Raw genomic sequence first — 26,098 nt, forward strand, 5'->3', positions numbered from 1 at the left:
TTGAAAAGGTCGCCGAGGTCGAGCAGGTCCTGTTGAACAGACATAAAAAATCCGATGCCAGAGGTCTGGCATCGGATTTTCGGATAAGCCCGGCTTTGACTCAAATGCTTAAGTGAACAGCATTACGTTTTGATAGCGGGGCTTTTTTGTATATGCAGCGAGGTCAAGGCTTCAGCGGACGCTCCTGGTCGCGGTCTGACAGTTCTTTACCGTCGTCGGGGTGCTTCCAGTCCGGTGTCGAACGCCTCTGCCGCTCAATCTCTTCTTCCGTGGGTTCGTCATCCACATCTTCATCCGGGTACGGACGCTTTGGTTCATTAGCCATGCTCACCTCTCTTCCTGTAGGGGTCCCCTTTAAGCGTAGAACAATTTGAAGGGAACGACTTAGAGCCACCAACGCAGCAAAAAGAAAAACCCCATGCTCAACAACATGCTGAGCAAGGTATTGCGGGTGTAAAGCACCAGCCCCACCGCCACCAGCGAACTGATCAGGTACGGGTTGTCCCATTGCAGATTCAGCTGCTTGTCCGGCATGAACACGATCGGCCCGCAGATCGCCGTCAACATGCCCGGCACCGCAAAACCCAGGAACTGCCGCGCATTGCTGCTCAAGCGCACGGGCAGCCGCGGCTCCAGAAATACATAGCGGTTGAGGAACACCAATAGCCCCATGCCGAAAATCACCGCCCAGACCATCATGTGCGTCCACCGTAGAATTTGTTGCAGATAAAGCCTGCGGTCATGCCCGCCAACCCCGACAGCACCAGCGCCGAGCCCCATTGCCAATAGCTGAACAACACCGAGCAGAACAGCGACACCGCCACGCACACCACGGTCGGCACGTTCCGCACCACCGGGGTGATCAGGGCGATAAACGTCGCCGCGATGGAGAAGTCCAACCCCAGATGTTCCAGCCCCGGAATGCTGCTGCCCAGCACGATGCCGGCCAGGGTGAAGAGGTTCCAGGCGATGTAAAACGTCAGGCCGACACCCAACGCGTACCAGCGGTTGAACTGTTGTTTGTCATGCGCACTGGTCAGGGCGAACAGCTCGTCGGTAAGCAAAAAGCCCAACCCCACACGCCAGCGACCCGGCAACGGCGAAATCACCGAACGCATGCTCATGCCGTAGAGCAAATGCTGGGAGGTCAGCAGCAGCGTGGTCAGCAGAATTGAAAAGATCCCGGCACCGCCCTTGAGCATGCCGATCGCCACCAGTTGCGCGGCCCCGGCAAATACGATGCTCGACAAACCCTGGCCTTGCAGGGGCGTGAGATTGGCCTCGATGGCCATGGAACCGGCCAGCAATCCCCACGGCGCGGTGGCCAGGGACAACGGCATGATCGCCGCAGCGCCGCGAAGAAAGGCACTGCGCGGCATGAGTGAATTGGACATAACGCTCTACAACCAGGGAAAGACCTCAGACTGTGCCAGCAGTCGCGGCCGCTGGCTTGAACAATCTTGCGCACTTGGTCCGCGACCAGGCACAACGGCAGGATGCGTGCGGAGCTCGCTGATTTTCGCGATTGACAAAAATCGCGCCGGCTTTTAAAACTGAGCACCTCATTCAGGGTGTAAGCAAGTATGTCCGCAACCTTCAACCTCAACACTGTCGCCATTGGCTTGAATGCCAAGGCGCAAGGTTGCGTTGCGCACGCCCTCAAATCGAAGAAACAGTCGCTCATGTGACCGGGGCGCGCTGTCCCGTCAGATGAGCTGACAGGACATTGAGCGCGACGGACACCCTCCCCTTGCTTACTGCCTTCTACGCTTCTGACGGTGACGAAATCGGTCAACCTTCAGGAGTACGTGCATGTCATCGTTTCAAGGAATCTGGGTCCCTCTCGTTACACCGTTTCGCAACGGTGCGATCGATTTCGTCGGCTTGCGACGGCTGGTCAGTCATCTGCTGGAAAAAGGCGTCGATGGCGTTGTGGTCTGCGGCACCACGGCGGAAGCGGCGGCACTGAGCAAACACGAGCAACTGGCGGTGCTCGATGCGGTGCTGGAGCAGGTGCCGGCGGAACGGGTGGTCATGGGCCTGGCCGGCAACAACATGACCGAGCTGCTGCAATTTCAGAACGAAATCCTGAAACGTCCGCTGGCCGGTTTGCTGGTACCGCCGCCGTATTACATCCGTCCGTCCCAGGCGGGCCTCGAAGCGTTTTACCAAACCGTCGCCGATGCCTCCAGCGTTCCGCTCATTCTTTACGACATCCCTTACCGCACCGGCGTGGCGTTCGAGCAGGCAACCCTGCTCAACATCGTCGCCCATGAGCGAATCGTCGCGATCAAGGATTGCGGCGGCAATCAGGCCAACACCCTGGCGCTGCTAGGCAGTGGCAAGGTCGATGTGCTGTGCGGCGAAGATAACCAGATCTTCAGCGCCTTGTGTCTGGGTGCCAAAGGCGCCATTGCCGCGTCGGCGCATGTTCATCCAGAGCGGTTCGTGGCGTTGTATCAACAGATCCGCGACAACCGGTTAGCGGCGGGTCGAGCGACATTCTTCCAACTGCTGCCGCTGATTCACAGCCTGTTCATCGAGCCCAATCCCGCCCCGGTGAAAACCGCCCTGGCCCTTGAAGGCTTGATCGACGACGAACTGCGCGCACCGATGCAACGCAGCAGCGAAACCATGGCGGTGCGTCTGAAGGAAGTGCTGGCGACGTTGAACAGCAACAATCGATAGAGCGCCAGCAACCAGCCCGAGTACCATGGAACCATTCGCATAACGCGTCAGGGAGTCGACATGCTTTACCGAATCGCCGCCGACGGGCTGGTCCTGTTTCACCTGTTGTTCATTCTGTTCGTGCTGTTCGGCGGGCTGCTGGTGCTCAAATGGCGCCCCCTGATCTGGTGGCACCTGCCTGCGGCTGTGTGGGGCGTGTCGGTGGAAGTCTTCCATCTGATCTGCCCGCTGACCGAGTGGGAAAACCTCATGCGCGACGCGGCCGGGCAAACCGGCTATGGCGGCGGTTTCATCGAACATTACGTGTGGCCGGTCATTTACCCGGCGGGCCTGACACCGGCAATTCAGCTGGGACTGGGCAGCGTGGTGCTGGCGATCAACGTGCTGGTCTACCTTAGATTGTTCAGACTGTGGAAATTACGTCGGGCAACCTGACACCAAGATCAAGGATTCCGCCCCATGTTGTCGATTGACGATCTCACCTTGCTGCAAGCCATCCGCGAAACCGGCAGCCTGTCCCGGGCCGCGGCCCACTTGGGCAAGGCGCCCTCGACGGTGTCCTACGCGGCGCGGCAACTGGAGGAACGCTTTGACGCCTTGCTGTTCGACCGCCGTCGCTACCGCTTGCAACTGACCCCGGCGGGTGAGTTGCTGGTGAACGAGGCGGCGCGACTGATGCAGGACGTCTCGCGGCTGACCCAGCGGGTGCAGCAAGTGGCCAATGGCTGGGAGAGCCGGCTATGGATCGTCACCGATGAGTTGCTTGAATTCGAAGCGTTGATCCCGGTGATTCACGAGTTCGATGCGCTGGAGTCCGGCGTGCCGTTGCGCATCACTCAGGAAGTCCTCAAAGGTGTTTGGGAAGCCCTGCGTGAAGGCCGCGCGGACTTGATCATCGGCGCCACCAACGAACCGCCGGCGATCCCTTCCTTGCGCTGGATGCAACTGGGGGAAATGGAATGGGTGTTCGCGGTGTCGCCCAAGCATCCGCTGGCCAGGGCCCAAGAGCCGATTTCACGCGCCATGGTTGCGCAGCATCGGGCGATTGTCGTGGCCGATTCGTCCAGGGTTACCGAGGGCAGCACTTACGGCGTCTCCGGCGGCCAACCGGTGCTCGCCGTACCGACCATGCGCGCCAAGATCCTCGCCCAGTGCGACGGGTTGGGCGTGGGTTGGTTACCGAAGCATCGGGTCGGCTCGTTGCTGAAAAAAGGCTCGCTGGTTGAAAAACAGATGGCCGATCCCCGTGAGCCGAATATCTTGTATGCCGGCTGGCGTGGCGATCACGACGGCCGCGCCTTGGGCTGGTGGCTGGAAAAACTCAAGCAATCGTACCTGTCCACCAAGCTGGTTCAGGGCAGTGACCGGTTTGTTTGAATTCAGTTGGCAATGACACTCATGTTCCGGCCGCTGGCCTTGGCCACGTAAAGCGCCTTGTCGGCGGCCCCCACCAGGTCGCTGGGCTGGGATTGTGACGCCGGATCGTAAGCGGCGACGCCCAGGCTGACTGTCACCGTGCCTTCAGCCCCTTCTCTGTGCTCGATGCCGGCCTGCTGAACCGCGCGGCGGATTTTTTCCGCCACCATAAACGCCCCCACGTAGTCGGTCACGGGCAGTACCACTGCAAACTCTTCGCCGCCATAGCGGGCAGCCAGGTCGCCGGGGCGCTTGATGTTGTCCCTGATGATCGTGCTGATGTTGCGTAAACACTCATCGCCGGCCACATGGCCGTAAAGATCATTGAAGCTCTTGAAGTGATCGACATCGATCATCAGCAGCGCGAGATGGGTCTGGTTGCGCCTGGCGCGGCCCATTTCGGCGAGGATGAACAGATCGAACTGACGCCGGTTGGACAGCCCGGTCAGTGCGTCCTCCAGCGCCAGCAACTCAAGGCTGCGATTGACCTCGATGAGTTTTTCCTGCGCATCCAGCAATACGCCCTGCACGTGATTCTGCTGCTTCATGAGGCGAATGAGGCGATAACCGAGGACACCCAGAAACCCCAGGAATAATGAGACGATCCCGGCACTCAGCAGTACCTCCTTACGCCAGGCTGCCAGGACTTCATCTTTATTCAGCGCCGCAAAGATGATCAGCGGATAACCTTCAACCCTTCGAAATCCGACCACACGCTCGACCCCATCCAAATAGGAACGGACCATTGCCGTGCCTGAATTGCCCTTGGGCAACAGTTGCGTAAACAGCGGCCCCTTGGCGACGCTGCTGCCGATTTCAGTTTCTTTGAACGGCCGGCGAACGACGATGCTGGCGTCGTCGGCGATCAGGTTGATCACGCCGTTATGACCCATATCGATGCTGTCGTAGAGCCCGAGGAAATGGCTGAGATAAATCGTTGCCAACGCCACGCCGGCAAAACGGCCATCTGGATGATTGACGCGGCGGGACACCGTCATGATCCATTCACCGCTCGAACGACTCTTGATCGACGGACCGATGTGGGGGCCGCGGTCGGGATGATCGCGATGGAAGATGAAATATTCACGATCGGCGTTGTTGGCATCTGGCACGACGGCGCCGTTGGAATTGGCCACCCAGCGCCCTTCTTCGTCATAAACAAACAACCCATGGAGTTGGCTCAGCTCACTGCGCTGGGTACTGAGCAAACGCTCCAGCCGAGGTACCCGGGCCTTGTCTATGCCGTCGTTTTCGAGACGATCCACCAGGGTCAACAGCAACGTATCGGCTTGCTTGATCGACGCCTGCGCTTGCGAGGCCAGGGTCTGGGCAAGGTTGGACATCGCCACTTCTTTGTCATGCAGATGGTACTGGCGCGAGTTCCAGGCCTCCCAAATCACGATAGCCGTCATGGACAGGCACACCGCGACCAGCAGAATCACCGCAGAGCGAACCTTGAGAGTTACCCCGGCTTGCTCGGCGACCCAAGGCACGCCATGGCGGGATTGTTCAATTCGATTGTTGACGGACGGATGACCCATGACGCTCCCTGAATACTGATCACAGGGCGAATCTTCCCGTTCGCCCTTTTTATGACCCCTGACGGGTATGAGCCGCCTGGTGCCAGGCAACTATGCCTCATCAAACACCTGATAGGTGATTTGCGCGAGAACTATTCTCACCATCGGTTCGCCCTAAAGCCGCGATCCGTAGCAGCTGGCGAAGCCTGCGTTCGGCTGCGCAGCAGTCGTAAAGTCAGACAATGCGGTGCGTCAGACCCACCGGGTACTCAGGGTTTACGACTGCTGCGCAGCCGAACGCAGGCTTCGCCAGCTGCTACAAGGTTTGCATTGCGGCTGAAATGGCTTACCGAGGCGTCTGCTTCACGGCCTCGATCCAGGCGGGATTCAATTGTGTCTGATCAGTCTCGATACCCAGCGCTTCCATCCGCGCCTTGTGCTGATCCATCTCGCGGGTCAATTGGCTGTGATCACTGGAGTTGCCGTCCAGCTCGTGCATCTGGCTCAACCCCAGATGGTAGAAACGCAGCAGCTTCATGGCCGTCGGATCCTCCTTCGCCACCGCCGCCGTCACCTGATGCATGACGTTGGTGATGCTCATCAGGCTGCTCTTGAGCTGCCAGCCGTAAACCGCCGGGGCCATCCATGGCTGGGTCCAGAACGTGCCGCGCATCAGCGCGGCCATCAGCAGCACCGCCACAAACACGCCGCCGACGTTAAAGCGCAGATTGTCGCCATCGGGCTCACCGAACAGCGCCACCGCAGTGGTGGACAATACCATCGCCAGGGCCAGGAAAATCAAGGCTATGATTATCGTGCTGCGTCGCGTCTGGCTTCGATAGCGTTCGGGGTTCTGCGGCTGGATTTCGAACATCGCGACGGGGTTCCTTGAGGGCATGGGTAAAAAGGCTGCGGGGCATTATCGCCTCTGCAGGGGATTTAGCTATGCTGGGGCTCCTTTTCATCTTTTCATCGTCAAACGGGGAAATGGCGATACAGCGCAGTTCGTGCCATCTTCTTTCATGGATACATACTATTCGGATGCCATTTGCCTGTATGAAATGGCATCGTTTTAAGGATCATTGAATGACCCAACGACAAGTAATCAACGCCTCGGTCAGCCCAAAAGGCAGCCTGGAAACCCTTTCTCAACGTGAAGTACAGCAACTGAGCGAAGCCGGATCCGGCAGCACCTACACCTTGTTCCGCCAGTGCGCCCTGGCCATCCTCAATACCGGCGCCCATGTCGATAACGCCAAAACCATCCTCGAAGCCTACAAGGACTTCGAAATCCGCATTCACCAGCAGGACCGCGGCGTACGCCTGGAACTACTGAACGCCCCGGCCGACGCCTTCGTTGATGGCGAAATGATCGCCAGCACCCGGGAAATGCTCTTCAGCGCCCTGCGCGACATCGTCTACACCGAAAACGAACTCGACGCCCAACGCATCGACCTGAGCACCTCCCAGGGCATCAGCGACTACGTGTTCCACCTGCTGCGCAACGCCCGCACCCTGCGCCCCGGCGTGGAGCCGAAGATCGTGGTGTGCTGGGGCGGCCATTCGATCAACACCGAAGAATACAAATACACCAAGAAAGTCGGCCACGAACTGGGCCTGCGCAGCCTCGACATCTGCACCGGTTGCGGTCCTGGCGTGATGAAAGGCCCGATGAAAGGCGCGACCATCGCCCACGCCAAGCAGCGTATTCACGGTGGCCGCTACCTCGGTTTGACCGAGCCGGGCATCATCGCCGCCGAAGCGCCCAACCCGATCGTCAACGAACTGGTGATCCTGCCGGACATCGAAAAACGTCTGGAAGCCTTCGTCCGCGTCGGCCACGGCATCATCATTTTCCCGGGCGGCGCCGGCACGGCCGAAGAGTTCCTTTACCTGCTCGGCATCCTGATGCACCCGGACAACGCCGGCCTGCCCTTCCCCGTGGTTCTCACCGGACCGAAACATGCCGCGCCGTATCTGGAGCAACTGGATGCATTTGTCGGTGCCACGCTGGGTGAGGCCGCGAAGCAGCACTACGAGATCATCATCGACGACCCGGCTGAAGTCGCGCGTCAAATGACTCAAGGTCTCAAGGCAGTCAAACAGTTCCGTCGCGAGCGCAATGACGCGTTCCATTTCAACTGGCTGCTGAAGATCGACGAAGGCTTCCAGCGCCCGTTCGATCCAACCCACGAAAACATGTCCAACCTGAAACTGAGCCGCAACCTGCCGGCCCACGAACTGGCCGCCAACCTGCGCCGCGCGTTCTCCGGCATCGTCGCCGGCAACGTCAAGGACAAGGGCATCCGCCTGATCGAAGAGCACGGGCCTTACCAGATCCGTGGCGATGCGGCGGTGATGCAACCGCTGGATCAACTGCTCAAGGCCTTCGTCGCCCAACACCGGATGAAACTGCCGGGCGGCGCGGCATATGTGCCGTGTTATCAAGTGGTTGCGTAACAAAGCTAATAAAGATCGTTCCCACGCTCCCGCGTGGGAATGCCTCAACGGACGCTCTGCGTTCGGCTTTGAAGGGACGCGGAGCGTCCCGGGCTGCATTCCCACGCAGAGCGTGGGAACGATCAGCGAGCACACTATTCGCGGCACTAATGCTCAGAGGTGATCCGCGTCGATCACTGCCTTGGCAAAGGCCTGCGGATCTTCCTGCGGCAAGTTGTGGCCGATGCCGCCGTTGATAAGTCGGTACTCATATTTGCCGGTGAAGCGCTTGGCATAATCCTCGGCAGCCGGATGTGGCGCCCCGTTGGCGTCACCTTCCATGGTGATGGTCGGCACCGTAATGACCGGGGCCTTGGCCAGCCGCTGCTCCAGCGCTTCATATTGAGGTTCGCCCTGAATCATGCCCAATCGCCAGCGATAGTTGAAGATCGTAATAGCCACATGATCGGGGTTGTCCAGGGCCACCGCGCTGCGGTCGAAAGTCGCGTCGTCGAAAGTCCATTTCGGGGAGGCCAGCTCCCAGATCAACTTGGCGAAGTCGTGGCGATTTTTTTCGTAACCGGCCTGGCCGCGTTCGGTAGCGAAGTAGAACTGGTACCACCATTGCAGCTCGGCCTTGGGCGGCAACGGATTTTTGCCGGCGGCCTGATTGCCGATGAGGTAGCCGCTCACCGAGACCAGCGCCGCCACCCGCTCCGGCCAGAGCGCCGAAACGATGCCCGCCGAGCGCGCGCCCCAGTCGTAGCCACCGAGCACCGCCTTCTTGATCTTGAGCGCATCCATAAAGTCGATGACGTCACTGGCCAACGCAGCGGGCTGGCCGTTGCGAACAGTCTTGTCGGACAGGAAATGCGTGTCGCCGTAGCCCCGTGCATACGGGATCAGCACCCGGTAACCCTTGGCCGCCAACAAGGGCGCCACTTCGCTATAGCTGTGAATGTCGTAGGGCCAGCCATGCAGAAGAATTACCACCGGACCATCGGCGGGGCCGACTTCGGCGTAAGCCACATTCAGCAACCCGGCGTTGACATGCTTCAGCGGGCCGAACGAGTCCGACTTGAGGGTGCCGGCGCTGGCCACCACTGGCTCTGGCGTCGCGGTTTGCGCATTGGCAGCACCAAGGGCACCTAACTGCATCAGCGCGAAAGCGAGGACCGATGGGCCAAAGAAACGACGACGTGAGTCGTTTTTTTTGCTCAACACATTCATCTTCATGGTGATTTCCCTGGAAGTCATTGACCTGGTGTTCTGGACGACGTGAGTCAGCCATCGCGGGTTGATGAGCAGACTGCGCGTTCGTCGGTTTCGACAGCGATGAGCGTAGTGGAAGGATCAGCCGCCCTGATTGCCGCACTCTGCGAACTTGCTGTAATCGAGGACTTTCTGCGTGCCGCTGGAATCGAGGTAGGTCAGGCGGGCATCGACAATGCCGCAATTGCCACCGCCGTTGTCGACGACGGAAACCACTTTCTTGATATCCAGGTGGGTGCCGTGAGAAGTTGTCTGCGTCGCAGTTTGAACATCGGCATGGGCCGAAAACGCTGCAACGTTCAGGACCGCGAAGAAGCTGGCGGCAACAAGTGTGTTCCAGTTCATGGTGATTTCCTCAGGGTTGCAATGGGCAGTGGTTGTGAGGCAAGTCGTCTTGTCTCGATGGAACCCATTCAATCTTCGCGAGGTATCTGCCATGTGTCGTAAAACCGGAATTAATAAGGCGTAAGGTGTCTCCGGGGGCACCAGATACAGTGCGATACAAAGCGAACAACAAGAGGCTTGAGCGATGGAACATGTGAACCACATCCTGATCGTCGACGACGACCGGGAGATTCGCGAGTTGGTCGGCAACTACCTGAAGAAGAACGGGCTGCGCACCACCGTCGTCGCCGATGGCCGGCAGATGCGCAGCTTTCTGGAAACCAATCAGGTGGACCTGATCGTGCTGGATATCATGATGCCCGGCGATGACGGCCTGCTGCTGTGCCGCGAATTGCGCTCGGGCAAACACAAAGCCACGCCGATCCTGATGCTCACCGCACGCAACGACGAAACCGATCGCATCCTCGGCCTGGAAATGGGCGCCGACGACTACCTGACCAAACCCTTCGCCGCCCGCGAACTGCTGGCGCGGATCAACGCCGTGTTACGCCGCACCCGGATGCTGCCGCCCAACCTGTTGATTACCGAAACTGGCCGATTGCTGGGTTTCGGCCGCTGGCGCCTGGACACCACCGCCCGGCACTTGCTCGACGAAGACGGCACGATGGTGGCCCTCAGTGGCGCCGAATACCGTCTGCTGCGGGTGTTCCTTGATCACCCGCAACGGGTGCTCAGCCGTGACCAACTGCTCAACCTGACCCAGGGCCGCGACGCCGACCTGTTCGACCGCTCGATTGATTTGCTGGTGAGCCGCCTGCGCCAGCGATTGATGGATGACTCACGGGACTCGACCTACATCAAAACCGTGCGCAGCGAAGGCTACGTGTTCTCCTACCCGGTGGAATTGCTCGGCGCAGAATCATGAAGCTCTCCCCCAGCAGAACCTGAGGAGCGTTTTTCATAGGGTTTTGTATCCGTCTGTATAAGAACCCGCGACAGATACGCAGACACCGATTTCGGCTTGTTCGAGCACACATCACCGATACACCCGAGCGTTTAACTGTGATCACCGGATAGCAGCAGCTACCGACCCACTCAAACTAAACGCACGGAGAATCACCCATGATCAACTTCTCGAAAGTCTCGTCCCTGGCACTCGGTCTGGCACTGGTTGGTGGTCTCGGCCTGTCGAGCCTGGCGTCGGCCCACATTGGCAATGCGGCGTCCCCTGGCAAGATTCAACAACTGCTGGTGGAAGGCGGTTCCGATCGTCTGATCGAGAATCGCGTGGCCGAAGGCGGTGCCGACCGTCTGCAAGAACTGCGCGAACGTGTGGCCTCTATCAGCCCGAGCAACGCCCTGCGCGGTGGTGTGGTTGTCGCGGAAAACCGCGCTGAGTTCGGCTCGAAATATCAGCGGTATTGATCGCCCGGGCGATCCCCATGATCGTTCCCACGCTCTGCGTGGGAACGATCAAACGTACGACACCCATAAGTCCTGAGATCTGACGTAAAAGCCCCGACAATTCCTCGGGACAGTTGCACCGCGCCCGTCTAAGCTTTGCGCTTCATTTCATCAAGGACGATTCATGAAGCGCATTGCCGGTTGCCTGTTGTCTTTCCTGACCTTTACGGCGGTCGCGGCTGATCTGAACCTGCTCACCGACAACCATCCTCCCTTGCACTTTCAGCAAGGTAATCAACTGGTGGGGTTTGGCGTGGACGTGGTGCAGGCACTGGCCGAACGCACCGGCGACCAGGTGCACTTGCAACAAGTCCCTTTGCTGCGCGCCCTGCACGTCGCCACGACCGAGCCTGCCACCGGGGTGTTTACCGTGTTGCGCACCGCCGAGCGCGAGAGCCAGTACCAGTGGGTCGGTCCGCTGATGGACGTGGAAACGGCGCTTTATTCCGCGAACACCCAGCAACCGGTGCACTGTTTGCAGGACGCCAGCACCCAGGGCCGTATCGCCGTCCCACGAAAATGGCTGGCTTACGACTACTTGCGCAAGCGGGGTCTGAACAATCTGTACGGTGTGGAAACGCCCGCACAAATGATGCGTCTGGCACGTCTGGGGCGCATCGAATTTGTGGTGGCCGACACCCTCTCCATCGCCACCCTGGCCCGGGAAGAAGGCTTGGCGCCTAGCCAGTTGCACTATCAGATGCCGCTGATGAAGCAAGGTACCTACATCGCGTTTTCCCCGCAAACCGATGCGCGCCAGGTCGCGCGCTGGCAACAGGCCCTGGACGAGATGAACCGCGATGGGCGCTTGGAACAACTCAAGCAGCGCTGGCTCAGCGACAACACACCCCGCTGACAATGGATCAACGCGCTCGATAACAACTATGCGTCAGGGTGTTTTTTCATCGCGATGCTCCAGCACTACAGTGGCCACATCTTCTCCCCACGCTCTGGAGCATCATCATGAAAAGCATTATCGGTCTTGGATTCGCCCTTTCGGTTCTTGGCGCTACCTCCGCCATCGCCGCCCCACACGCTACCTCGCAGGTCGTTGCCGCGGCCAAAGTCAGCCAACCGGCCACACTGAACCTGAACACCGTCGGTGTTGATCACAAAGACAGCCAGGCGAGCAAACTCTACGTCGCTGAAAACCGCCCTGAGTTCGGTTCGAAGTATCAGCGTTATTGATCAACGGCGTTGCGCCGCTTGAAACAACAAACCCCGGGTAGATCCGATCTACCCGGGGTTTCTTAGTAATAGCAGATCACCGATATCCGTAGCAGCTGCCGAGCCTGCGAGGCTGCGTTCGAGCGCGTAGCGGTCGCAGAATCAGGTGATGCGTTTTTTCAGCCAGACCGTGCACTCAGGTTTTACGACCGCTGCGCGCTCGAACGCAGCCTCGCAGGCTCGACAGCTGCTACGGGGGCGGCGTTGTTGTCAGGCGAGCGGCGAGCGCCTTGGCCTGGCTCGCGACGTCGGTCACTGCGGTGCTTTCCCACCACATGCCGCGCAACGGTGGGCCCATGGCGAACAGACGGCTGGCGGCGTGTGCATCGGCATCCAGCACTGCGCCATCAACGGCCGCTGCAATCCCCAGCGCCAAAGGCCCCGGCCGGACAAGTCCGCGCGCCAGCAGTTGCTGTGGCAGCGGTCGGGCCACTCGCCGCCAGTCGTATTCGATGCCGCTGGAATTGATCAATGCCGCGCCGCTGACAACGGTGGTTTCTGATTCACCACGACGCCGAATACGGATGCTCACTGTGCCGTCCGCTGAAGGCTCCAGCCCTTTGAACGACGCCGCCTGAATCCGCAACCGCCCTTCCTTGTGCAACCGCTCCACCAGTTCGGCACTCAACGGCGGCGAGCGGTGGTGATGGCTTTCCCACCACGGCCGCACATGCCGGACGAACTGTCGACGCTGCACATCCGTCGCCTGATGCCACAAGCGGCCGATATGCGCCCGCACGGTGTCGAGCGGCGCCTGCCAGTCGATGCCTTGGGCGATGGCGTCCCGGCAATGCCGACGCAGTTCGCGCACCAGCTGTCGCGGTGTGCGAATGCTCTGATCCTCGGCGAGAAAATCCACCCAGATCGGAGGTTGCCGACGCACGTGAGGCAGCAAACCATGCCGCGAAAACACTTCGATCGGCCCGCGATGCCCGGCCTGTTCCAGCGACACCACGGCGTCGACCATGGTCAGGCCCGAACCGATGATCAGCACGGTCGACTGCGGATCAAGCTGCTGCATGCCAGCGACATCCCATGGATCAAGCGCAGCGGCATTCAAGCCGCTGGACTCGGTCTGTGGCGTACGCGCGGCGGGAAACATCCCCGTGGCCAACACCGCATAAGCGCCCTGCAGGTGTTGCCCGTCACTCAAGGTCAGCAACACAGAATCGTCCCGGGTTTGCAGGTCAACCACCTCGGCCCGCACATGCTCGACCGTTGACCCGTTCAACGCCCCCACCGCTTGCGCTTCGGCCAGGCGCTGCTGCACGTACAGGCCGAAAATCCCCCGCGGCGGGAACAATTCGCTGACCGGCACATGTTGCTCGTCAGACTCCGGCCAGCCGCCGGCCGCGATGTATTCGGTCAGCCATTGGGTCAGATCGTCGGCGTTGTCCGGGTCGACGCTCATCCGCGCCGCATTGCCGTTGAGCGTGTGGCCCAACTCGACCGCGCTGTACGCCTCGCCCCGCCCCAGTTCGGCGCGGGGTTCGATCACCAGCACCTGGCGTTTGCCCGGCAAGCGCAGCAACTGCGCCGCCAGCATTGCGCCGCTGAGGCCGCCGCCGACGATCAGGATGTCCGCGTGGCGGATGGCGTCGGTGGCCTGTCCGCTTTGGGTTTCAGTCATGGCGTTCTCACTGATCAATGTTTCATCTCGAAAATCTCCTGAACGATAATAGGCGCCAAACCCATGGAAGGCTCATCAAGCAGTACCAAAGTAGAACAGAGAAATACCGCTGACTTGCAGTGAGCGTCGGGAACGCGCGTGGCTTGCCTCTGACCCTGATCGTTACCACGCTCTGCGTGGGAATGCCGCCATGGACGCTCTGCGTCCGCTTTGGACGCTGGGACGCGGAGCGTCCCGAGATGCATTCCCACGCAGAGCGTGGGAACGATCAGCGTGGGAACGCGACTTTTTTCTCCTGCGGCCGCAACGCCGCCAGGTCTCGATAACCCGCACCCGGATGAATGTCCGGCAATCGCGGCCCTTCCCCAAACAACTTCTCGCGCAAGGTCCCCGGCGCGTATTCGGTTTTGTAGACCCCACGTTTCTGCAACTCCGGCACCAGCAACTCCACGGCGTCGATGAAGGTTTCGTGAGTCAATGCATAGGCCAGGTTGAAGCCGTCCACATCGGTCTCCTCGACCCACTCCTGCAACAAGTCGGCGACGGTCTCGGGGCTACCGACAAACAACGGACCAAAACCGCCAATGCCCACCCAGTCGGCCAATTCGCTCGGGGTCCAGACCTTGTTCGGGTCTGCCGTGGAGAACGCTTCCACCGCCGATTGAATCGCGTTGGTGTGCACGTGCTTGAGCGGCTCATCGGGTTTGAACTGGCTGAAATCGATCCCGGTCCAGCCAGAGATCAACGCCATCGCGCCTTCATAACTGACCCAGGTTTTGTATTCCTCGAACTTGGCTTTGGCCTTGGCGTCGGTCTCGCCGAGGATCACGGTTTGCAGGTTGAAGATCAGAATCTTCGACGGATCGCGTCCGGCTTCGGCAGCACGACGACGGATGTCGGCAACGGTTTTCTTCAGCAGCACTTTCGACGGCGCAGCGACGAACACACACTCGGCATGCTCGGCGGCAAACTGCTTGCCGCGACTGGATGCGCCAGCCTGATAGAGAACCGGCGTGCGTTGCGGCGAGGGTTCGCAAAGATGAATGCCGGGCACCTGGAAGTGCTTACCGACGTGCCGGATTTCGTGGATTTTGCTCGGGTCGCTGAAGATCCGCCGCTCGCGATCCCGCAGAATCGCGCCCTCTTCCCAACTGCCCTCCCACAGTTTGTAGCAAACCTCCAAATACTCTTCGGCGAAGTCGTAACGGGCGTCGTGTTCGGTCTGGTTTTTCTGACCGAGGTTCTTCGCACCGCTTTCCAGATAAGAGGTGACGATGTTCCAGCCGGCGCGGCCCTTGGTCAGATGGTCGAGCGTCGACAGGCGTCGGGCGAACGGATACGGGTGTTCGAACGACAGCGAGGCGGTCAGGCCGAACCCCAAATGCTCGGTGACCAGCGCCATCGGCGGAATCAATTGCAGCGGATCGTTGACCGGCACCTGCGCCGCCTGACGGATCGCCGCGTCACCGTTGCCGTTGTAAACGTCGTAGATGCCCAGCACATCGGCAATGAACAAGCCGTCGAACTTGCCGCGTTCGAGGATTTTCGCCAGGTCGGTCCAGTACTCCAGATCCTTGTATTGCCAGGAGCGATCCCGCGGATGCGCCCACAAACCCGGCGACTGGTGGCCGACGCAGTTCATGTCAAAGGCGTTAAGACGAATTTCACGGGCCATCAAACGGCGCTCCGAAAGCTTGGGGGATGGATGCCGTTGAGGCGGAAGTTGCCGATGAGGTGGAGTTTCCAGCGCAGCGGATCATCCAGTGATCCGGGCAACACGGTGCGTTGGCCGGTGAGTTCGAATTCCGCGTTGCTGACGGCATTTAAAGCGTCGGCGCTGGCCAGGTGCGACTCGGCGATGGCGACGCTGATTTCCGTATCGTCATCAACGCGGTTCAGAAAGTCTTCGGCGCGTTCGAGCAGCGCGGCGGCGACTTCAATGCGGATGTGCAAATCACCGAAGCGGCTGATGACGTGAGGATCATCCGTGGCTTGGGCCTGCTGCCGGACGAAACGCAACGTTGCATCAAGCAAGCTGCGAGCGTTGTGCAGATCGTGCTGACTTTTGGCCAGGGGCTGCCCGGCAACAATCGGTTGAGTCAAAGCGTTCATGGTGGGCTCCTCAGTTCCAGGCGTGGCGCGCAGGCTTCACGCCGTTGAGCAGGTAGTTGCCGATCAGGTGGTATTTCCAGCGTGCCGGGTCGTGCAGGGTGTGCGTCCGGGCGTTGCGCCAGTGGCGGTCGAGGTTGTACTTGCCGAGCACCGAGCGAGTACCGGCCAGTTCGAAGAGTTTGCTGCTGGCAAGCAAGGCGATCTCGGCGGACAGCACTTTGGCTTGGGCAACCACCACCGAAGCACGGGCCACCGTTTCTTCGTTGGGGTTGAGCAAGGCATGGTCAATGGCGCGACCGGCCTTTTTGAGGATCGCTTCGGTGCCGTGGACCCGCCATTCGAGGTCGCCGATGGCGACGATGCTGAACGGGTCCTGCCAGCCGTGATCGTTACCGCTGTCGATCCACGGCCGGGATTCGCGGGCGTAACGCTTGGTTTCCTCCAGCGCACCCACGGCGATCCCGGTGTCCACAGCGGCCTGGATGATTTGCGAAATAGGGCCGTCGGCGGTGGGTTCATCAAAGGCCTTGTGGGCCGGGATTACCGCGTTCAAAGGCACTTTCACAGCGTCGAGTGTCACGCCGCCGCTGGCCGTGGTGCGCTGGCCGAAACCGTCCCAGCTGTCGATAACGGTCAAGCCGGGAGTGTCACGCTCGATGAAGGCGATGAAGGCTTTGTTCTCTTCATTAACCGCCACTGCTGGCACGATGTGCGCAAACAAGGCGCCGGTGCAGTAGAACTTTTCGCCGTCGATCTGCGCGGTGTCTTTATCGAAACGGATTCGGGTTTCGAAGGCACCGGCATTTTTGCTTTTGGATTCGGAGAATGCATTGCCGAAACGGTAGCCCTGCAGGACTTTGCCGAAGTAGTAACGCTTCTGCTCCTCGGTGGCGGTTTGCAGCAGGATGTCGAGCACGCCGAGGTGGTTTTGCGGAATCTGACCGAGGGACGAGTCGGCAGCGGAAATGATCTTGATCACCTCAGCGACGGTCACATAGGAAACGCCGGCGCCGCCGTATTCCTTGGGAATGGTGATGCCCCAGAGGCCGCTGGCGGAGAACTCGTCGAGCTCGGCGACCGGCAAGCGTCGCTCGCGATCCCGCACACTGGCTTCGATGACAAAGCGTGCAGCGAGCTTGTGGGCGACGGCAATCGCCTCGGCGTCCGAGCGGATCACATGGGCGGTGCGAGGGGGTTGGGCAGAGGCTGTCATGGGCCGACTCCGGGATTCGGGTGAGTACCCGAGACCTATTACACAAGTCGTGCCAAAACAATTAATCGTTAGTATTCATAAAGATATGGATTGTTCTAAAAGGTGGGCCTAAACACCGTTGCAGCAAATTGTCGGTTCATTGTTGCCTGAGCAACACCTCAAACAGAAAATGCCCAACTCTCAAACAGAAAGTTGAGCATCCATACAAAAACGATTCGATCAGGAATGACTGATGCGGTAATGAGCAGGAGGGGAAACTTGAACGTTAGCCCCTCTAACGACTGTATATGTAAAATCTACGTCCTGCTCTACGAAGTCCAGCAACACCTGTCTTGACACTTTAAATGTGATTGGAAAAACAACATCGCCAGCTACAGTCAGCTCCGAGGCAAGCACGTCGCCAACGTAAAGTTTGACACTATCGCCTTCCTGAATATCGAGGATCTGTGGGATATGAGCTGTTGCCCCATTGGGCACGGCTGTCAGCTTAATTTCGCCATCTACTGCTTCCAGAATCATGAGTCGTTCTAACATTTACCAATTCCTTTCAGTTGACGTTCAAGAGAGCCCCAATCAGCAATAAAGTATGTATTGCCAAGGTAACGGCTCGGGATACAGCGCGCGCTGAACTCCATTTGAAGTTCAATCGAACTCTGCGTCTACTGTCAGAAATAACAGGTATCTCATCGTTTCCGATGAGCGGTATCAGCGGCTAGATCACCACATTTCGCACAAACCGCGCCGCCACCGGCCCATCGTTGCGATAGGCGTGGGGCTGGTTGCTGGCGAACATGTAGAACTCGCCGGCAGCGATCTCATGGGGTGTATCGCCCAGCATCAGCGTCAGGCAGCCTTCGAATACATAGATCTGCTCACTCCAACCCTCGGCATCCGGTTGCGACGGATAAATCTCCCCCGGTTGCAGGCACCACTCCCATTGCTCCACCTCACGGGTAGCCGTGGCTTTGGAGAGTAAAACAGCTTTGCTGCCAGGAATCTTCCCGGCCCAGGCCACTTCGTTGATGCGACTCGGGTCGCGTGCATCCGGGGCCTGGATCAGGTCGCTGAATGCGACGTTCAGCGCTTCGGCCACGCGGTCGAGGGTGGTCAGGCTGACGTTCTTCTCCCCGGCCTCGATGGCCACCAGCATCCGGCGACTGACCCCGGATTTTTCCGCCAGCGTCGCCTGGCTCATGTCGGCGGCGTGGCGCAAGCGTCGAACGTTCTGGCTGACGTGCTGGAGGACCGAAGCCCGCTGTGTGGAATATTTGTGCACTATATTGCTCACTTGGTGGGGTTGGGCAGTATACTGCGCAACATTCGGCGCATTGTGCGTCGCCCTCAGGTAGCGCGCAAGGTCATGACGTCGGTGAATACCCCTCACACTTCCTCCCGTTTCTCGCGGTTCAGCAAGGCCGAGTGCGTGCTGGTGCTGATCACCATGGTCTGGGGCGGGACCTTCTTGCTGGTGCAACATGCGATGACCGTCAGCGGGCCGATGTTCTTCGTCGGTCTGCGCTTTGCCGCGGCGGCGATTATTGTTGCGCTGTTTTCCTGGCGACACCTGCGTGACCTGACCCTGTTCGAACTCAAGGCCGGGGCCTTTATCGGCGTGGCGATCATGCTCGGTTACGGATTGCAGACCGTCGGGTTGCAGAGTATTCCAAGCAGTCAGTCTGCGTTTATTACCGCGTTGTACGTGCCCTTCGTGCCGTTGCTGCAATGGCTGGTGCTGGGGCGACGTCCGGGGTTGATGCCGAGCATCGGGATCATGTTGGCGTTTACCGGGTTGATGTTGCTGTCTGGACCGGCCGGTGCTTCTTTCAATTTCAGCCCCGGTGAAATCGCGACGCTGATCAGCGCCGTGGCGATTGCGGCGGAGATCATTCTGATCAGTACGTATGCCGGCCAGGTCGATGTGCGACGGGTGACGGTGGTGCAATTGGCAGTCACCTCGGCGCTGGCGTTTTTGATGGTGGTGCCGACTCAGGAAAGAATTCCGGACTTCTCCTGGCTGCTGTTATGCAGCGCGTTGGGCTTGGGCGCGGCCAGTGCGGCGATTCAAGTGGCGATGAACTGGGCGCAGAAGAGCGTTTCGCCGACCCGGGCGACGTTGATTTATGCCGGTGAGCCGGTGTGGGCCGGGATTGTCGGAAGGATTGCCGGGGAGCGGTTGCCGGCGATTGCGCTGGTGGGTGCGGGGTTGATTGTGGCGGCGGTGATTGTCAGTGAGTTGAAGACCAAAGGTAAGGCTGCTGTGGCTGAGGAAGAGTTGGAGCGGGAAACCCAAGGTTAAGCCTCAAGACCTGCAGCGCCTGCCAGATCGTCTTCGCGAGCAAGCCCGCTCCCACACTGGATCTGTGTTGTGCTGAGGTTATGTGTACACAGCAAATCCAATGTGGGAGCGGGCTTGCTCGCGAAGGGGCCAGACCTGCTGAAAACCGCCCTTTGAAACAATGTGAATCAGGAATTTTCCGTCTACCTTGTAGGATTCTGCGACAGCTTGGCGTTTGGTGATCCGGGAGCTGGCACGTATGATGCTTCACAAACTTCCGCAGATTAGAAGCCTATGTCCCTGATAGTTCTACTGCTTCTGCCTTTTATCGGCAGCTGTCTGGCAGCCTTGCTGCCGCACAACGCGCGTAACACCGAATCTTTGTTGGCTGGTCTGGTTGCCTTGATAGGCACTATTCAGGTCGCCCTCCTGTACCCGCAAATCGCCGATGGCGGCGTGATCCGCGAAGAATTTTTCTGGTTACCCAGCCTGGGCCTGAACTTCGTCCTGCGCATGGACGGCTTCGCCTGGCTATTCTCGATGCTGGTGCTGGGCATCGGCACGCTGGTTTCGTTGTACGCCCGCTACTACATGTCGCCGGACGATCCGGTGCCGCGGTTCTTCGCGTTTTTCCTGGCGTTCATGGGCGCCATGCTCGGGCTGGTGATCTCCGGCAACCTGATCCAGATCGTGTTTTTCTGGGAGCTGACCAGCCTCTTTTCGTTCCTGTTGATCGGCTACTGGCACCACCGCGCCGATGCGCGTCGCGGTGCTTATATGGCGCTGATGGTCACCGGCGCAGGCGGTTTGTGTCTGCTGGCGGGGGTCATGCTGCTCGGCCATGTGGTCGGCAGCTATGACCTGGACAAAGTCCTGGCCGCCGGCGATCTGATTCGCGCACACGCCCTCTACCCTATTCTGCTACCCCTGATCCTGATCGGCGCCCTGAGCAAAAGCGCGCAATTCCCCTTCCACTTCTGGCTGCCCCACGCGATGGCGGCGCCGACACCGGTCTCGGCCTATCTGCACTCGGCGACCATGGTCAAGGCTGGCGTCTTTCTGCTCGCACGCCTGTGGCCGTCGCTGTCCGGCAGTGAAGAATGGTTCTACATCGTCAGCGGCGCCGGTGCCTGCACCCTGCTGCTCGGCGCGTATTGCGCGATGTTCCAGAACGACCTCAAGGGGTTGCTGGCCTACTCGACCATCAGCCACCTGGGCCTGATCACCCTGCTGCTGGGCCTGAACAGTCCGCTGGCCGCCGTGGCTGCTGTGTTTCACATTCTCAACCACGCCACGTTCAAGGCTTCGCTGTTCATGGCCGCCGGGATCATCGACCACGAAAGTGGCACCCGGGACATTCGCAAGCTCAGCGGCCTGATCAAGCTGATCCCGTTCACCGCCACCCTGGCCATGGTCGCCAGCGCTTCCATGGCCGGTGTGCCGCTGCTCAACGGCTTCCTCTCCAAAGAGATGTTCTTCGCCGAAACCGTGTTCATCAATGCCACGGCCTGGATCGAGATGACGCTGCCCATCGTCGCGACCATCGCCGGTACCTTCAGCGTCGCCTACTCGCTGCGCTTCACCGCCGACGTGTTCTTCGGCCCGACCGCCACCGACTTGCCGCACACCCCACACGAGCCGCCCCGCTGGATGCGCGCGCCAGTGGAGTTGCTGGTGTTCGCTTGCCTGGTCGTGGGGATTTTCCCGGCGCAGGTGGTCGGCCCGTTGCTGGCTGCGGCTGCCCAGCCGGTGGTGGGCGGCACCTTGCCTGAATACAGCCTGGCGATCTGGCACGGCTGGAACGCGCCGATGATCATGAGCCTGATCGCCATGTCCTGCGGCATCGTGCTTTATTTGCTGTTGCGCAATCAGCTCAAACACGGGCGTTTCAAGTACCCGCCGATCATTGGCCGGTTCAACGGCAAGCGCCTGTTCGAACGCAGCCTGGTGATCATGATGCGCCTGGCCCGTCGTCTCGAGCGGCGGATCGGCACCAAGCGCCTGCAAACCCAATTGTTCCTGGTGGTGCTCGCGGCCGTGTTGGCCGGGTTGATCCCGATGCTCCACAGCAGCCTGAGCTGGGGCGACCGGCCGAAGATTCCAGGTTCGATCGTATTCGTGACCCTCTGGCTGCTGGCAATTGCCTGCGCCCTCGGCGCGGCGTGGCAGGCCAAGTATCACCGGCTCGCGGCCTTGACCATGGTCAGCGTCTGCGGCCTGATGACCTGCATCACCTTCGTCTGGTTCTCGGCACCTGACCTGGCGCTGACGCAATTGGCGGTGGAAGTGGTGACGACAGTGTTGATCCTCCTCGGGCTGCGCTGGCTACCTCGACGGATCGAAGAGGTGTCGCCGTTGCCGAGCAGCCTGCGCAAGGCACGCATCCGCCGTATCCGTGACTTGCTGCTGTCGACCGTCGTCGGTGGCGGCATGGCGTTGCTGGCCTACGCGATGCTGACGCGCCAGACGCCGAACGACATTTCTTCGTTCTACCTCAGCCGTGCCTTGCCCGAAGGCGGCGGCAGCAACGTGGTCAACGTGATGCTGGTGGATTTTCGCGGCTTCGACACCCTCGGTGAAATCACCGTGCTGGTGGCCGTGGCCCTGACCGTATTCGCCCTGCTGCGACGCTTCCGTCCGCCAAAAGAAAGCCTGCAGTTGCCGGCCCAGCAGCGTCTGCTGGCACCGGACGTGGTGACCGATCTGGTCAACCCGCGTCACGCCAGCGACACCGCGCTCGGCTTCATGATGGTGCCAGCGGTGCTGGTCCGCCTGCTGTTGCCGATCGCCTTCGTGGTGTCGGTCTACCTGTTCATGCGCGGCCACAATCAACCGGGCGGCGGTTTTGTCGCGGGTCTGGTGATGTCGGTGGCGTTCATCCTGCAATACATGGTCGCCGGCACCCAGTGGATCGAGGCGCAAATGAGCCTGCGACCGCTGCGCTGGATGGGTACCGGTCTGCTGTTCGCCACGGTCACCGGGCTCGGGGCGATGGCCGTCGGGTATCCGTTCCTGACCACCCACACCTGGCATTTCGGACTGCCGGTGTTCGGTGACATTCACATCGCCAGTGCGCTGTTCTTCGACATTGGCGTGTACGCCGTGGTGGTCGGTTCGACCCTGTTGATCCTCACCGCCCTCGCTCACCAATCGGTACGGGGTCACAAAACCGCTGCCCTGCCGAGATCCGTCGCCACGCAAGGAACCGTCTGATGGAAGAAGTCATCGCAATCGCCATCGGCGTGCTCGCCGCGTCCGGCGTCTGGCTGATCCTGCGGCCACGGACGTTTCAGGTGGTGATGGGCCTGTGCCTGCTGTCCTACGGCGTCAATCTGTTCATCTTCAGCATGGGCAGCCTGTTTATCGGCAAGGAGCCGATCATCAAGGACGGCGTGCCGCAGGACCTGTTGCACTACACCGACCCGCTGCCGCAAGCGCTGGTGTTGACCGCCATTGTGATCAGCTTCGCCATGACTGCGCTGTTCCTGGTGGTGCTGCTGGCCTCGCGGGGCCTGACCGGCACCGACCATGTGGATGGCCGGGAGCCTAAAGAATGAATCTGATGCCGCACCTGATCGCTGCACCGATTCTGCTGCCGCTGCTGACCGCCGCCGTGATGCTGATGCTGGGGGAAAAACACCGTCCGCTGAAGGCCAAGATCAACCTGTTTTCCAGCCTGGTGGGGTTGGGCATTGCCGTGCTGTTGCTGCAATGGACTCAGGAGACGGGCGTCCCCGGCTCCATCGGCGTGTACCTGCCGGGCAACTGGCAGGTGCCGTTCGGGATCGTGTTGGTGGTCGATCGACTGTCGGCGCTGATGCTGGTGCTGACCGGGATCATCGGCGTCAGCGCCCTGCTGTTCGCCATGGCCCGTTGGGACGGTGCCGGTTCGAGTTTCCACGCGCTGTTCCAGATTCAGATGATGGGTCTGTATGGCGCATTCCTGACGGCGGACCTGTTCAACCTGTTTGTGTTTTTTGAAGTGTTGCTGGCGGCCTCCTATGGCCTGATGCTCCACGGTTCGGGTCGGTCGCGGGTGTCGGCGGGGCTGCATTACATCTCGATCAACCTGCTGGCCTCGTCGCTGTTCTTGATCGGCGCGGCGCTGATCTACGGCGTCACCGGCACCCTGAATATGGCCGACCTGGCGCTGAAAATCCCGCTGGTGCCGGAAGCCGATCGCGGCCTGCTGCATGCCGGCGCGGGGATTCTGGCCGTGGCGTTCCTGGCCAAGGCCGGAATGTGGCCGCTGAACTTCTGGCTGGTGCCGGCCTATTCCGCGGCGAGCGCGCCGGTGGCGGCGATGTTCGCGATCATGACCAAGGTCGGCGTCTACACCTTGTTGCGTTTGTGGACCTTGCTGTTCTCCGGTCAGGCCGGCGCGTCGGCGTACTTTGGCGGCGACTGGCTGATCTACGGCGGTATGGCGACCATCGTCTGCGCTGCGGTGGCGATCCTCGCCGCACAACGACTGGAGCGCCTGGCCAGCCTGAGTATTCTGGTGTCGGCCGGGATTCTGCTGTCGGCCATCGGTTTCGCCCAGCCCAACCTGATCGGCGCGGCACTGTTCTATATCGTCAGCTCGACCCTGGCATTGAGCGCGTTGTTCCTGTTGGCCGAGTTGATCGAGCGTTCGCGTTCGGCCAATGAAATGCCGTTGTTCGATGACGGCGATCTGCCGCGACCGATGGAATCCTTGCAGCCGCCCAAAGGCATCAACCTCGATGACGAGCAGAAAGCCGTGGTCGGCCAGGTGATTCCCTGGACCAAGGCGTTCCTCGGGTTGAGCTTCATTGCCTGCTCGCTGCTGATCATCGGCATGCCGCCGCTCTCGGGATTCATTGGCAAACTCGGCTTGCTCAGCGCCCTGCTCAATCCGCTGGGCCTGGGCAATGGCAGCGATGAGCCGGTTTCCAATGCCGCATGGGGCTTGCTGGCGTTGCTGATTCTCTCCGGGCTGGCATCGTTGATCGCGTTCTCGCGCTTGGGCATCCAGCGCTTCTGGACACCCGAGGAGCGGCCGTCGCCGTTGCTGCGACGTTTCGAATGCGTGCCGATCATTGCGCTGCTGGGCTTGAGCATCGCGCTGACCTTCAAGGCTGAACCGTTGCTGCGCTACACCCAGGCGGCCGCCCAAGCCTTGAACAACCCGCAGCAATACGTGATGGCAGTGCTCGGTACCCGTGCGATTCCAAGCCCGGAAGCCAAAGCCGCGGTTGCGGAGGTCACACCATGAAGCGACTGTTTCCTGCTCCCTGGTTGTCGCTGGCCCTGTGGTTGCTGTGGCTGGTGCTGAACCTGTCGATGAGTCCCGGCAATCTGCTGCTGGGCGCGGTGCTGGGGTTCTGCGCACCGTTGATGATGCGCAAGCTGCGTCCGCTGCCGATCCGCATTCGTCGGCCGGGCGTGATTGTGCGTTTGTTCTTTCTTGTCGGTCGCGATGTGGTGGTGTCCAACCTCGCCGTGGCCTGGGGCGTGCTCAACGCCGGTCGCCGTCCCCCGCGTTCGCGCTTCATCAAGGTGCCGATGGATTTGCGTGACGCCAATGGCCTGGCCGCGTTGTCGATGATCTGCACGGTGATTCCCGGCACCGTGTGGTCGGAACTGGCACTGGACCGCAGCATCCTGTTGCTGCACGTCTTCGATCTGGATGACGAAGCGCTGTTCATCCAGCACTTCAAGGCGACCTACGAGCGCCCCTTGATGGAGATCTTCGAATGAGCGCCTTGCTGTCGAACGCGATCCTGCTGAGCCTGTTCCTCTTTTCCCTGGCGATGATTCTGACCCTGATCAGGCTGTTCAAGGGGCCGTCGGCCCAGGACCGGGTTCTGGCGCTGGATTACCTGTACATCATCGCGATGCTGATGATGCTGGCGCTGGGCATTCGTTATGCCAGTGACACTTACTTCGAAGCGGCGCTGCTGATTGCGCTGTTCGGTTTCGTCGGCTCGTTTGCCCTGGCGAAATTCCTGCTGCGTGGCGAGGTGATCGAATGAGCGCTGAACTGTCTCTGTGGATTGAAATTCCGGTGGCGATCCTGCTGGTGCTCAGCAGTCTGTTTGCGCTGATCGGCGCCATTGGCCTGGTGCGGATGAAGGACTACTTCCAGCGCATGCACCCGCCGGCGCTGGCGTCGACCTTGGGCGCCTGGTGCGTGGCGCTGGCCTCGATCATTTATTTTTCGGCACTCAAGTCCGGGCCGGTGTTGCATGCCTGGCTGATTCCGATTCTGTTATCGATAACGGTGCCGGTGACCACGCTGTTGCTGGCGCGGGCGGCGCTGTTTCGCAAGCGCATGGCGGGGGATGATGTGCCGGCTGAGGTGAGTAGTCGGCGCACGGAAAGCGGGAGTTAAGTTCAGGAGTTTGTGTTGAATGTCAGGGCCTCTTCGCGAGCAAGCCCGCTCCCACATTTGATCCCCAGTGAACACAGATTTTGTGTCCGACGGAGATCAAATGTGGGAGCGGGCTTACTCGCGAAGGCGATAGTCCGGTCGA

Annotated in this window: 28 protein-coding genes; 15 read left to right on the top strand and 13 right to left on the bottom strand. The window is 60.2% G+C overall.

Annotated elements, in window-relative coordinates:
• Positions 1-163: 163 nt before the first annotated feature.
• From CKW16_RS32385 to CKW16_RS30825, 3 genes are read right to left on the bottom strand one after another with little or no spacing between them, the layout of a single operon-like run.
• Positions 164-325, bottom strand: coding sequence for a hypothetical protein (locus CKW16_RS32385; RefSeq protein ID WP_176471628.1), 162 nt, complete (start codon positions 323-325; stop codon positions 164-166).
• A gap of 59 nt (positions 326-384) precedes the next feature.
• The gene (locus CKW16_RS30820; protein ID WP_165353329.1) at positions 385-696 is read right to left on the bottom strand and encodes an AzlD domain-containing protein; all 312 of its coding nucleotides are present in this window, start codon (positions 694-696) and stop codon (positions 385-387) included.
• Entirely contained in the window at positions 696-1,394 is a 699-nt protein-coding gene (locus CKW16_RS30825; RefSeq protein WP_008157336.1) for an AzlC family ABC transporter permease, read from the bottom strand. The genes CKW16_RS30820 and CKW16_RS30825 overlap by 1 nt, the downstream gene beginning before the upstream one ends.
• Positions 1,395-1,812: 418 nt before the next feature.
• Here CKW16_RS30825 and dapA point away from each other — a divergent pair, with 418 nt between their 5' ends.
• From dapA to CKW16_RS30840, 3 genes are read left to right on the top strand one after another with little or no spacing between them, the layout of a single operon-like run.
• Positions 1,813-2,688, top strand: coding sequence for a 4-hydroxy-tetrahydrodipicolinate synthase (gene dapA / locus CKW16_RS30830; protein ID WP_095133385.1), 876 nt, complete (start codon positions 1,813-1,815; stop codon positions 2,686-2,688).
• 60 nt (positions 2,689-2,748) lie between these two features.
• Entirely contained in the window at positions 2,749-3,123 is a 375-nt protein-coding gene (locus CKW16_RS30835) for a DUF2784 domain-containing protein (protein ID WP_095133387.1), read from the top strand.
• A 24-nt stretch (positions 3,124-3,147) separates the two neighbouring features.
• Complete coding sequence (locus tag CKW16_RS30840) at positions 3,148-4,065, top strand: LysR family transcriptional regulator (protein ID WP_095133388.1); 918 nt, start codon at positions 3,148-3,150, stop codon at positions 4,063-4,065.
• 2 nt (positions 4,066-4,067) lie between these two features.
• On the opposite strand, the gene CKW16_RS30845 is transcribed toward CKW16_RS30840, so the two are convergent.
• Entirely contained in the window at positions 4,068-5,645 is a 1,578-nt protein-coding gene (locus CKW16_RS30845; protein ID WP_095133390.1) for a sensor domain-containing diguanylate cyclase, read from the bottom strand.
• Positions 5,646-5,970: 325 nt separating this feature from the next.
• Entirely contained in the window at positions 5,971-6,498 is a 528-nt protein-coding gene (locus tag CKW16_RS30850; RefSeq protein ID WP_095133399.1) for a DUF3087 domain-containing protein, read from the bottom strand.
• Between the two features lie 212 nt (positions 6,499-6,710).
• Between CKW16_RS30850 and ppnN the strand changes: the two genes are divergently transcribed.
• Positions 6,711-8,084 carry a nucleotide 5'-monophosphate nucleosidase PpnN gene (gene ppnN, locus CKW16_RS30855; RefSeq protein ID WP_095133401.1) on the top strand — a complete coding sequence of 458 codons (1,374 nt, stop codon included), beginning with the start codon at positions 6,711-6,713 and terminating at the stop codon, positions 8,082-8,084.
• 153 nt (positions 8,085-8,237) lie between these two features.
• Here ppnN and CKW16_RS30860 read toward each other — a convergent pair whose 3' ends face one another.
• Together CKW16_RS30860 and CKW16_RS30865 are read right to left on the bottom strand one after the other, a co-directional pair.
• Positions 8,238-9,299, bottom strand: coding sequence for an alpha/beta fold hydrolase (locus tag CKW16_RS30860; RefSeq protein ID WP_095133403.1), 1,062 nt, complete (start codon positions 9,297-9,299; stop codon positions 8,238-8,240).
• Positions 9,300-9,416: 117 nt separating this feature from the next.
• Complete coding sequence (locus CKW16_RS30865) at positions 9,417-9,680, bottom strand: DUF2790 domain-containing protein (RefSeq protein ID WP_095133405.1); 264 nt, start codon at positions 9,678-9,680, stop codon at positions 9,417-9,419.
• A gap of 184 nt (positions 9,681-9,864) precedes the next feature.
• On the opposite strand from CKW16_RS30865, the gene CKW16_RS30870 reads away from it, so the two are divergent.
• From CKW16_RS30870 to CKW16_RS30885, 4 genes are all read left to right on the top strand, one after another.
• A complete protein-coding gene (locus CKW16_RS30870) occupies positions 9,865-10,605 on the top strand; it encodes a response regulator (protein ID WP_033057672.1) in 741 nt (246 codons plus the stop codon).
• Between the two features lie 197 nt (positions 10,606-10,802).
• Positions 10,803-11,105 (top strand): phage infection protein, encoded by a 303-nt coding sequence (locus CKW16_RS30875; protein WP_095133407.1) that lies wholly within the window; start codon positions 10,803-10,805, stop codon positions 11,103-11,105.
• Between the two features lie 163 nt (positions 11,106-11,268).
• Complete coding sequence (locus CKW16_RS30880; RefSeq protein ID WP_095133410.1) at positions 11,269-12,000, top strand: ABC transporter substrate-binding protein; 732 nt, start codon at positions 11,269-11,271, stop codon at positions 11,998-12,000.
• 107 nt (positions 12,001-12,107) lie between these two features.
• Positions 12,108-12,332 carry a hypothetical protein gene (locus CKW16_RS30885; protein WP_095133412.1) on the top strand — a complete coding sequence of 75 codons (225 nt, stop codon included), beginning with the start codon at positions 12,108-12,110 and terminating at the stop codon, positions 12,330-12,332.
• 229 nt (positions 12,333-12,561) lie between these two features.
• Here CKW16_RS30885 and CKW16_RS30895 read toward each other — a convergent pair whose 3' ends face one another.
• The 6 genes from CKW16_RS30895 to CKW16_RS30925 form a co-directional block, all read right to left on the bottom strand.
• Complete coding sequence (locus CKW16_RS30895; protein ID WP_095133414.1) at positions 12,562-14,001, bottom strand: FAD/NAD(P)-binding protein; 1,440 nt, start codon at positions 13,999-14,001, stop codon at positions 12,562-12,564.
• Between the two features lie 268 nt (positions 14,002-14,269).
• On the bottom strand, positions 14,270-15,676 hold the full coding sequence (locus tag CKW16_RS30905) for an LLM class flavin-dependent oxidoreductase (protein WP_095133418.1): 1,407 nt from the start codon (positions 15,674-15,676) through the stop codon (positions 14,270-14,272).
• Complete coding sequence (locus CKW16_RS30910) at positions 15,676-16,113, bottom strand: acyl-CoA dehydrogenase (protein WP_095133420.1); 438 nt, start codon at positions 16,111-16,113, stop codon at positions 15,676-15,678. The genes CKW16_RS30905 and CKW16_RS30910 overlap by 1 nt, the downstream gene beginning before the upstream one ends.
• Before the next feature lie 10 nt (positions 16,114-16,123).
• Positions 16,124-17,326 carry an SfnB family sulfur acquisition oxidoreductase gene (locus tag CKW16_RS30915; RefSeq protein ID WP_176471629.1) on the bottom strand — a complete coding sequence of 401 codons (1,203 nt, stop codon included), beginning with the start codon at positions 17,324-17,326 and terminating at the stop codon, positions 16,124-16,126.
• Positions 17,327-17,545: 219 nt separating this feature from the next.
• A complete protein-coding gene (locus tag CKW16_RS30920; protein ID WP_095133424.1) occupies positions 17,546-17,860 on the bottom strand; it encodes a hypothetical protein in 315 nt (104 codons plus the stop codon).
• Between the two features lie 178 nt (positions 17,861-18,038).
• Complete coding sequence (locus CKW16_RS30925; protein ID WP_095133426.1) at positions 18,039-18,602, bottom strand: helix-turn-helix domain-containing protein; 564 nt, start codon at positions 18,600-18,602, stop codon at positions 18,039-18,041.
• On the opposite strand from CKW16_RS30925, the gene CKW16_RS30930 reads away from it, so the two are divergent.
• From CKW16_RS30930 to CKW16_RS30960, 7 genes are all read left to right on the top strand, one after another.
• Positions 18,597-19,622 (top strand): DMT family transporter, encoded by a 1,026-nt coding sequence (locus CKW16_RS30930; protein ID WP_095133428.1) that lies wholly within the window; start codon positions 18,597-18,599, stop codon positions 19,620-19,622. The genes CKW16_RS30925 and CKW16_RS30930 overlap by 6 nt on opposite strands.
• A 273-nt stretch (positions 19,623-19,895) precedes the next feature.
• On the top strand, positions 19,896-22,814 hold the full coding sequence (locus CKW16_RS30935) for a monovalent cation/H+ antiporter subunit A (protein ID WP_095133430.1): 2,919 nt from the start codon (positions 19,896-19,898) through the stop codon (positions 22,812-22,814).
• The gene (locus tag CKW16_RS30940) at positions 22,814-23,158 is read left to right on the top strand and encodes a Na+/H+ antiporter subunit C (protein ID WP_007986256.1); all 345 of its coding nucleotides are present in this window, start codon (positions 22,814-22,816) and stop codon (positions 23,156-23,158) included. The genes CKW16_RS30935 and CKW16_RS30940 overlap by 1 nt, the downstream gene beginning before the upstream one ends.
• The gene (locus CKW16_RS30945) at positions 23,155-24,837 is read left to right on the top strand and encodes a monovalent cation/H+ antiporter subunit D (RefSeq protein ID WP_095133432.1); all 1,683 of its coding nucleotides are present in this window, start codon (positions 23,155-23,157) and stop codon (positions 24,835-24,837) included. Before CKW16_RS30940 ends, CKW16_RS30945 begins: the two co-directional genes overlap by 4 nt.
• Positions 24,834-25,322 (top strand): Na+/H+ antiporter subunit E, encoded by a 489-nt coding sequence (locus CKW16_RS30950; protein WP_095133433.1) that lies wholly within the window; start codon positions 24,834-24,836, stop codon positions 25,320-25,322. Before CKW16_RS30945 ends, CKW16_RS30950 begins: the two co-directional genes overlap by 4 nt.
• A complete protein-coding gene (locus CKW16_RS30955) occupies positions 25,319-25,597 on the top strand; it encodes a K+/H+ antiporter subunit F (RefSeq protein WP_095133435.1) in 279 nt (92 codons plus the stop codon). The genes CKW16_RS30950 and CKW16_RS30955 overlap by 4 nt, the downstream gene beginning before the upstream one ends.
• A complete protein-coding gene (locus CKW16_RS30960) occupies positions 25,594-25,956 on the top strand; it encodes a Na+/H+ antiporter subunit G (protein ID WP_095133437.1) in 363 nt (120 codons plus the stop codon). Before CKW16_RS30955 ends, CKW16_RS30960 begins: the two co-directional genes overlap by 4 nt.
• Positions 25,957-26,098: the final 142 nt, after the last annotated feature.

The organism is Pseudomonas sp. Irchel s3h14 (genome assembly GCF_900187425.1).
Taxonomy (GTDB): domain Bacteria; phylum Pseudomonadota; class Gammaproteobacteria; order Pseudomonadales; family Pseudomonadaceae; genus Aquipseudomonas.

Bases quoted from the DNA above. Each gene is read 5' to 3' on its own strand.
- CKW16_RS30910 (WP_095133420.1), bottom strand. From the start codon at position 16,113: ATGAACGCTTTGACTCAACCGATTGTTGCCGGGCAGCCCCTGGCCAAA.
- CKW16_RS30820 (WP_165353329.1), bottom strand. From the start codon at position 696: ATGGTCTGGGCGGTGATTTTCGGCATGGGGCTATTGGTGTTCCTCAAC.
- CKW16_RS30825 (WP_008157336.1), bottom strand. From the start codon at position 1,394: ATGTCCAATTCACTCATGCCGCGCAGTGCCTTTCTTCGCGGCGCTGCG.
- ppnN (WP_095133401.1), top strand. From the start codon at position 6,711: ATGACCCAACGACAAGTAATCAACGCCTCGGTCAGCCCAAAAGGCAGC.
- CKW16_RS30875 (WP_095133407.1), top strand. From the start codon at position 10,803: ATGATCAACTTCTCGAAAGTCTCGTCCCTGGCACTCGGTCTGGCACTG.
- CKW16_RS30870 (WP_033057672.1), top strand. From the start codon at position 9,865: ATGGAACATGTGAACCACATCCTGATCGTCGACGACGACCGGGAGATT.
- CKW16_RS30860 (WP_095133403.1), bottom strand. From the start codon at position 9,299: ATGAAGATGAATGTGTTGAGCAAAAAAAACGACTCACGTCGTCGTTTC.
- CKW16_RS30935 (WP_095133430.1), top strand. From the start codon at position 19,896: ATGTCCCTGATAGTTCTACTGCTTCTGCCTTTTATCGGCAGCTGTCTG.
- CKW16_RS30885 (WP_095133412.1), top strand. From the start codon at position 12,108: ATGAAAAGCATTATCGGTCTTGGATTCGCCCTTTCGGTTCTTGGCGCT.
- CKW16_RS30945 (WP_095133432.1), top strand. From the start codon at position 23,155: ATGAATCTGATGCCGCACCTGATCGCTGCACCGATTCTGCTGCCGCTG.
- CKW16_RS30950 (WP_095133433.1), top strand. From the start codon at position 24,834: ATGAAGCGACTGTTTCCTGCTCCCTGGTTGTCGCTGGCCCTGTGGTTG.
- CKW16_RS30940 (WP_007986256.1), top strand. From the start codon at position 22,814: ATGGAAGAAGTCATCGCAATCGCCATCGGCGTGCTCGCCGCGTCCGGC.
- CKW16_RS32385 (WP_176471628.1), bottom strand. From the start codon at position 325: ATGGCTAATGAACCAAAGCGTCCGTACCCGGATGAAGATGTGGATGAC.
- CKW16_RS30920 (WP_095133424.1), bottom strand. From the start codon at position 17,860: ATGTTAGAACGACTCATGATTCTGGAAGCAGTAGATGGCGAAATTAAG.
- CKW16_RS30895 (WP_095133414.1), bottom strand. From the start codon at position 14,001: ATGACTGAAACCCAAAGCGGACAGGCCACCGACGCCATCCGCCACGCG.
- CKW16_RS30835 (WP_095133387.1), top strand. From the start codon at position 2,749: ATGCTTTACCGAATCGCCGCCGACGGGCTGGTCCTGTTTCACCTGTTG.
- CKW16_RS30960 (WP_095133437.1), top strand. From the start codon at position 25,594: ATGAGCGCTGAACTGTCTCTGTGGATTGAAATTCCGGTGGCGATCCTG.
- dapA (WP_095133385.1), top strand. From the start codon at position 1,813: ATGTCATCGTTTCAAGGAATCTGGGTCCCTCTCGTTACACCGTTTCGC.
- CKW16_RS30850 (WP_095133399.1), bottom strand. From the start codon at position 6,498: ATGTTCGAAATCCAGCCGCAGAACCCCGAACGCTATCGAAGCCAGACG.
- CKW16_RS30880 (WP_095133410.1), top strand. From the start codon at position 11,269: ATGAAGCGCATTGCCGGTTGCCTGTTGTCTTTCCTGACCTTTACGGCG.
- CKW16_RS30955 (WP_095133435.1), top strand. From the start codon at position 25,319: ATGAGCGCCTTGCTGTCGAACGCGATCCTGCTGAGCCTGTTCCTCTTT.
- CKW16_RS30865 (WP_095133405.1), bottom strand. From the start codon at position 9,680: ATGAACTGGAACACACTTGTTGCCGCCAGCTTCTTCGCGGTCCTGAAC.
- CKW16_RS30915 (WP_176471629.1), bottom strand. From the start codon at position 17,326: ATGACAGCCTCTGCCCAACCCCCTCGCACCGCCCATGTGATCCGCTCG.
- CKW16_RS30840 (WP_095133388.1), top strand. From the start codon at position 3,148: ATGTTGTCGATTGACGATCTCACCTTGCTGCAAGCCATCCGCGAAACC.
- CKW16_RS30905 (WP_095133418.1), bottom strand. From the start codon at position 15,676: ATGGCCCGTGAAATTCGTCTTAACGCCTTTGACATGAACTGCGTCGGC.
- CKW16_RS30845 (WP_095133390.1), bottom strand. From the start codon at position 5,645: ATGGGTCATCCGTCCGTCAACAATCGAATTGAACAATCCCGCCATGGC.